The following is a 5,968-nucleotide window of genomic DNA, read 5'->3' as shown; positions in this document are numbered from 1 at the left end:
TTGACATCCTCGCCGCCCTGAAGGACGGCGATTCCCGCCTGCCGCGCCGTTGCAGGCTGCGGTGTCGAGTGGGTTCCTGCTTCGCCGCGCGGTGCCGGGACGAGTCCCGGTCTTACCTGCGCTCCACAGGCTGACACGGCCAGTCCGGCCGCCCTGGCGATGTTGACCGCCGCGTTGATGTCCCGGTCCAGGACGGCCCCGCAGGCCCCGCAGGTCCACACACGGACGTGCAAGGGCTTGGGGCCGTCCTTCACGCCGCACTGCGAGCACACCTGAGACGTGGGCTCGAAGCGGCCGATGCGGACGAAGGTGCGCCCGTACCGTGCGGCCTTGTACTCCAGCATGCTCACGAACGCCGACCATCCGGCGTCGTGCACGGACTTGGCCAGGCGCGTGCGGGCGAGCCCCTTCACCGCCAGGTCCTCCACGGCGACCGCTTGGTTCTCGCGGATCAGCTTCGTGGAGAGCTGGTGGTGGAACTCGCGGCGCGCGTCCGCGACACGTGCGTGTGCCCGTGCGACGCGGACCCTGGCCTTGTCCCTGTTCTTGCTGCCCTTCTCCTTGCGGGACAGGTCCCGCTGGGCCTTCTTGAGGCGCTTGGCGGCCCGGCGCAGGAACCGCGGGCTGTCGGCCTTCGTCCCATCCGAGAGGACCGCAAAGTGCCCCAGCCCGAGGTCGATGCCCACCTCGGGCATCGACTGCGGCAGCAGTTCCCCGGGGCCGGTCTCGACGACGAAGCTCGCGAAGTACCGGCCCGCACTGTCCTTGACCACGGTCACCGTGGACGGGGTGGAGGGCAGGGATCGGGACCACTTGACCTTCAGGTCGCCGATCTTCGGCAGACGCAGCTTCCGCCCAGGTGTGATCGACCAGCGGGCGTTCGCCGTGAACCGCACGGACTGCCGGGTGTCCTTGCGGGACTTGTACCGGGGCGCACCCATACGCGGGCGCTTGCCCTTCAGCCCGTCGAAGAAGTTCCGGTACGCGGTGTCCAGGTCGCGCAGCGACTGCTGGAGGACGACCGCCGAGACCTCGCCGAGCCAGGCCCGCTCCGGGGCGTTCTTCGCCTCGGTGATGAGCGCCTTCGACAGGTCCCCGGTCTTGGGGAACGGCAGCCCCTGGCTGCGGGCGGTCTCCCGGGCGCGGAGCGCGTCGTTGTAGACCACCCGCGCACACCCGAACGCCCGTGACAACGCGCTGCACTGACCGGCGCTCGGGTACAGGCGGAAGCTGTACCGAAGCTGCACGCCGATCATGCTACACAGTTGGTTTATGGGTATCGATGAGAACGTTCGTACAGGTCGCCACTGCATCTTCCGCATGCACGTCCACTTGGTTTTCGTGACGAAGTACCGGCACTCCGTCTTCGGCGACCGGCACCTGACGCGGTGCGAGGAAATCATGCGGGCCGTGTGCGAGGACTTCGAGGCCGAGCTGGTCGAGTTCAACGGCGAGAACAACCACGTCCACCTCCTCGTGAACTTCCCGCCGAAGGTCGCCGTGTCCAGGCTGGTGAACTCCCTCAAGGGCGTGTCCTCCCGACGCCTCCGTCAGGAGTTCCCCGACCTCGTCCGCCATTACTGGCGGGCACAACGTCTGTGGTCCGGCTCGTACTTCGCCGGGTCGGCCGGCGGTGCACCGCTCAGCATCGTGAAGCAGTACACCGAGCAGCAGAACCGGCCGCTCTGACCCGGGTTGAGGTGAACAGTGCCAATCCATGCACACGGCTGAGGTCAGAGCAGTTCTCAGATTCGCTTCACCACCGGGCTGAAGCCCGGTGCACTGCGAATAGTCCCGGTAGCAGACATGCACCTAGTGTGCAGATGGATGCATGTCCACTCGACGTACTCGGCCCGAAGGCACTCAGAACGGGAAGCCGCTGCGCCCGTGCTGGACCGAGATCCACTTCATCGTGGTGAAGGCGTCCAGCATGGTGTCGCCGTTGAGCCGGCCGATACCCGAGTGCTTCTCTCCGCCGAAGGGCACGATCGGCTCGTCGTGCACCGTGCCGTCGTTCACGTGGAACATGCCGGTGTCGATCCGCTTGGCGAAGTTCACGCCCCGCTCGATGTTCCCGGTGTGCACGGCGCCGCTCAGCCCGTACGGGGTGTCGTTGACGAGGCGTACGGCCTCCTCCTCGCCGTCGAACGTCACGAGGAAGGCGACGGGGCCGAAGACCTCCTGCCGGAGCAGGGCGGAGTCCGCGGGCAGGCCGGCCAGCACGGACGGCTCGACCAGGTTGTCGGTGCGGTCGCCGCGCACCAGGGCGGTGGCGCCCTCGGCGAGCGCCTGCTCGACGACCGCCGTCAGGGCGTCCGCCTGCTGGGAGTTGATCACCGGGCCGATGACGGTCTCCGGGTCGCGCGGGTCACCGGCTTTCAGGGACCTGACCTTGGCGACGAACTTCTCGGTGAACTCGTCGGCCACCGCGCGGTCGACCAGCACCCGGTTGGCGGCCATGCAGACCTGCCCCTGGTGGACGTACCGGCTGAACACGGCCGCGTCGACGGCGTAGTCGAGGTCGGCGTCGTCGAGGACCACCAGGGCGCTGTTGCCGCCGAGTTCGAGCACGGAACGCTTGAAGAGGGAGGCGCAGACGGTGGCCACATGACGGCCGACCGCGTCCGAGCCGGTGAAGGAGATGACCTTCGGGACGGGGTGCTCGAGGAAGGCGTCGCCGATCTCCGCGATGTCGGTGATCAGCACGTTCAGCAGGCCGCCGGGCAGTCCCGCGTCCTCCAAGAGCTTCGCGACCAGGGCACCGCCGACGATCGGCGTGTTCTGGTGCGGCTTGAGGACGACGCCGTTGCCGAGCGCGAGCGCGGGGGCGACCGACTTCAGCGACAGCAGGAACGGGAAGTTGAAGGGGCTGATCACGCCCACGACCCCGACCGGCACGCGGTAGACGCGGTTCTCCTTGCCGTCCACCGGCGAGGGAATGATCCGGCCCTCGGGACGCAGCGCCAGATGGACCGCCTCGCGCAGGAACTCCTTGGCGAGGTGCAGTTCGAAGGCCGCCTTCAGGCGCGTACCGCCGAGCTCGGCGACGATCGCCTCGGCGATCTCCTCCTCGCGCTCCTCGACCAGCCCGAGGGCCTTCTCGAACACCGCGCGGCGGGCGTACGGGTTGGTCGCCGCCCACTGCTTCTGCGCGCGGGCGGCCGCCCGGTACGCCTGATCGACCTCGTCGACCGTGGCTATGGTGATCGACGCGAGCTTCTCGTCGTCGTACGGATTGAAGTCGATGATGTCCCAGGAGCCTGTTCCCGGGCGCCACTCACCGTCGATGTACTGCTGAGCCAGGTCGGTGAAGTACGACGACATGTGATCCCTCGATCCCTTGCTGCATCAGCAGAGCACTGATCAACTCAACGGTCTGATCACATGTCATCGTACTTGCGTTTCAAGCGAGTTGGGGCCGTTGCGCCGACTCAGGAGAGCTGCAGCAGCCCTCGGAGAAGATCCCGGCTCTCCGACGGCCCCGGGCTGTCGTGCTGGAGCTCCTTGAGCGCCTTCTCGTACTGGCCCACGTCCTCGGCCTTGTCGAGATACAGCGCGCTGGTGAGCTGCTCCATGTACACGACGTCCGACAGATCGGACTCGGGGAAGCTGAGGATGGTGAACGAGCCCGACTCCCCGGAGTGGCCGCCGAGGCTGAACGGCACCACCTGCAGCCGGACGTTGGGCCGCTCGGAGACGTCGATGAGGTGCTGGAGCTGCCCGCGCATCACCGCGCGGTCGCCGTACGGCCGGCGCAGGGCGGCCTCGTCGAGGACGACGTGGAACTCCGGGGCCCTCTCGGCGACCAGGTACTTCTGACGCTCCAGGCGCAGGGCCACCCGCCGCTCGACGTCGGCGTCGCCGGCGCTCTTCATGCCGCGCCGCACCACCGCGCGGGCGTACTCCTCGGTCTGCAGCAGACCGTGCACGAACTGCACCTCGTACGCGCGCAGCAGCGAGGCCGCGCCCTCCAGGCCCACATAGGTCGGGAACCAGCTGGGCAGCACGTCCGAGTAACTGTGCCACCAGCCCGCGACGTTGGCCTCCTTGGCGAGGGAGACCAGCGAGGCCCGCTCCTGCTCGTCCGAGATGCCGTACAGCGTCAGCAGGTCCTCGACGTCCCTGGTCTTGAAGCTCACCCGGCCCAGCTCCATCCGGCTGATCTTCGATTCGGAGGCGCGGATCGAGTAGCCCGCCGCCTCGCGCGTGATCCCCCGCGCCTCACGCAGTCGCCTGAGTTGTGATCCGAGCAGCATGCGCCGCACCACCGATCCCGGCTCTCCCGCGCTCACGTTCGCCAGCCTCCCCAACGTCTTCAGGGCCCGCAGTCTGCCACTAAAACACTTCGAGCAGTACTCGTCCGGTTACGGAAACGGAATCGCGCCCGAGGAATCCGGTCGACATGCGGCACGAACGGGCCTCGAGGGAGCGGGGGTAGGCATGAGAACAGCCAGGAGCGGACAGGAAGATGACGGAAAAATTGGCCAACAAACCAGTACGGGCAGGCTGATTCCGGTCAACTGCACGTGCATCTGCCCTTGCATCTGCTGTACGCATCCGAAACCATGGTCTCCGCACCACCGCCGCTCGCTAAGACCGCGAAATCCCGGGAGTGCCTCGCATGGGGACGAATGGATCGACCATGCTCGAGCCGTTACGGCAGGGCCTTCCTCCGCTGAACCTCGCGGCCGCCTCCGACGCCGCCTCCTGCGCCCTCCCCGCCCGCTACGAAGCGGTCCGCGAGGCACGGCAGTTCACCCGCAAGACGCTGGACCAGTGGGACCTGGGCGACCGTTTCGACGACGCGTGCCTGGTCGTCTCCGAGCTGGTCACCAACGCCCTGCGGCACGCGCTGCCCGCCGGGGCCCCGCGGCTGACACCACAGGAACCGCCGGTGCGGCTGCATCTGCTGCGCTGGCCGGAGCGGCTGGTGTGCGCGGTGCGCGACCCCAGTGACGACAGCCCCGTCGCCCGGGACTCCGAGGACTTCTCCGCGGAGTCCGGCCGCGGGCTGTTCCTGGTCGACTCCTTCAGCGACGGCTGGGGCTGGCACCCGATGACGGGGGCGCTCAGCGGCAAGGTGGTCTGGGCGCTGTTCCGGCTCCCCCGGTCCCCGGAAGGGGCGGCACCCGGCGTATGACGAACCGCGGTGGACACGAGCGCCGCGGTTCTACGCGCGTCACCGCCTCCTGAGCACCCCGGGTCCCTTCCGGCACACCCGGGGGCGCGGACGCCCCGTCCCCGGCGGCGCCGTACGCCGCCCGGGACGCGTCAGCCGGCGACCAGGTGGTCGAACTCGCCGTCCTTCACGCCCAGCAGCATCGCCTCGATCTCCGCGCGGGTGTAGACGAGCGCGGGACCGTCGGGGAAGCGGGAGTTGCGCACCGCCACGTCCCCGCCGGGCAGCCGGGCGAACTCCACGCAGGACCCCTGCGAGTTGCTGTGCCGGCTCTTCTGCCAGGCCACGCCGTCCAGCGTGGTGGCCGCCATGCCGTTGTACGCACCGGGCACGCAGGGCGCGCCGGCACCGTCGTACACGTCACCGTCGTACACGTCGTGGTCCACAGGTCACTCCCCGCTGGTGCACTGGCTGGTGTGGCCATTGATGCAGTGGTCAACTGACCGGGATCATAGCTTTGTTCAAGTGCATATGCATGGGCAGATGCACGTGCACGCGGGGTGTTCCTGCGATTACAGCGTCTGTGGTCGCCTTGTGCCCGCTTTGACGGACGCTTTACCGAATCCCCGCTGCACTAGAGACGCACACGGGGGCTTTTATGTTCCGTCGTGTGCCGTTCTGGCGAAGTGGGCCGGCCAGGGTGCGAGGTGCGTCACGGAGGGCTGGCCGGGCGGCGGGCGGTTCCTGTTAGCTGACCGCGGTCGTCCGGCCGACGGGGCCGGCAACAGGCAGGGGGGTCACAGTGACTTCGGATGCTTCGGGGGCGTCGCACGCTTCGGCGGTCGCGAC

6 protein-coding genes are annotated in these 5,968 nt (G+C 68.3%); 2 read left to right on the top strand and 4 right to left on the bottom strand.

What is annotated here, in order from left to right:
* Positions 1-1,247: transposase (locus B9S61_RS20675; protein ID WP_258039666.1), on the bottom strand; the 1,247-nt coding region annotated here is incomplete at its 3' end.
* Between the two features lie 25 nt (positions 1,248-1,272).
* Here B9S61_RS20675 and tnpA point away from each other — a divergent pair.
* Positions 1,273-1,689, top strand: coding sequence for an IS200/IS605 family transposase (tnpA, locus tag B9S61_RS20670; protein WP_103542771.1), 417 nt, complete (start codon positions 1,273-1,275; stop codon positions 1,687-1,689).
* A gap of 174 nt (positions 1,690-1,863) precedes the next feature.
* Here the strand turns inward: tnpA and B9S61_RS20665 are convergent, their stop codons facing one another.
* Positions 1,864-3,324 carry an aldehyde dehydrogenase family protein gene (locus B9S61_RS20665; RefSeq protein WP_103543585.1) on the bottom strand — a complete coding sequence of 487 codons (1,461 nt, stop codon included), beginning with the start codon at positions 3,322-3,324 and terminating at the stop codon, positions 1,864-1,866.
* 107 nt (positions 3,325-3,431) lie between these two features.
* Positions 3,432-4,256, bottom strand: coding sequence for a helix-turn-helix transcriptional regulator (locus B9S61_RS20660; protein WP_103543586.1), 825 nt, complete (start codon positions 4,254-4,256; stop codon positions 3,432-3,434).
* 386 nt (positions 4,257-4,642) lie between these two features.
* Between B9S61_RS20660 and B9S61_RS20655 the strand changes: the two genes are divergently transcribed.
* Positions 4,643-5,140 carry an ATP-binding protein gene (locus tag B9S61_RS20655; RefSeq protein WP_258039762.1) on the top strand — a complete coding sequence of 166 codons (498 nt, stop codon included), beginning with the start codon at positions 4,643-4,645 and terminating at the stop codon, positions 5,138-5,140.
* 131 nt (positions 5,141-5,271) lie between these two features.
* Here B9S61_RS20655 and B9S61_RS20650 read toward each other — a convergent pair whose 3' ends face one another.
* A complete protein-coding gene (locus B9S61_RS20650) occupies positions 5,272-5,565 on the bottom strand; it encodes a DUF397 domain-containing protein (protein WP_103543583.1) in 294 nt (97 codons plus the stop codon).
* Positions 5,566-5,968 lie beyond the last annotated feature (403 nt).

The organism is Streptomyces sp. SM1 (assembly GCF_002910825.1).
GTDB lineage: Bacteria > Actinomycetota > Actinomycetes > Streptomycetales > Streptomycetaceae > Streptomyces > Streptomyces okerensis.
This window is presented reverse-complemented; position numbering and strand designations above follow the sequence as displayed.

Coding starts and splice junctions, on each gene's coding strand:
- tnpA (WP_103542771.1), top strand. CDS start 1,273: ATGGGTATCGATGAGAACGTTCGTACAGGTCGCCACTGCATCTTCCGC.
- B9S61_RS20665 (WP_103543585.1), bottom strand. CDS start 3,324: ATGTCGTCGTACTTCACCGACCTGGCTCAGCAGTACATCGACGGTGAG.
- B9S61_RS20660 (WP_103543586.1), bottom strand. CDS start 4,256: ATGCTGCTCGGATCACAACTCAGGCGACTGCGTGAGGCGCGGGGGATC.
- B9S61_RS20655 (WP_258039762.1), top strand. CDS start 4,643: ATGCTCGAGCCGTTACGGCAGGGCCTTCCTCCGCTGAACCTCGCGGCC.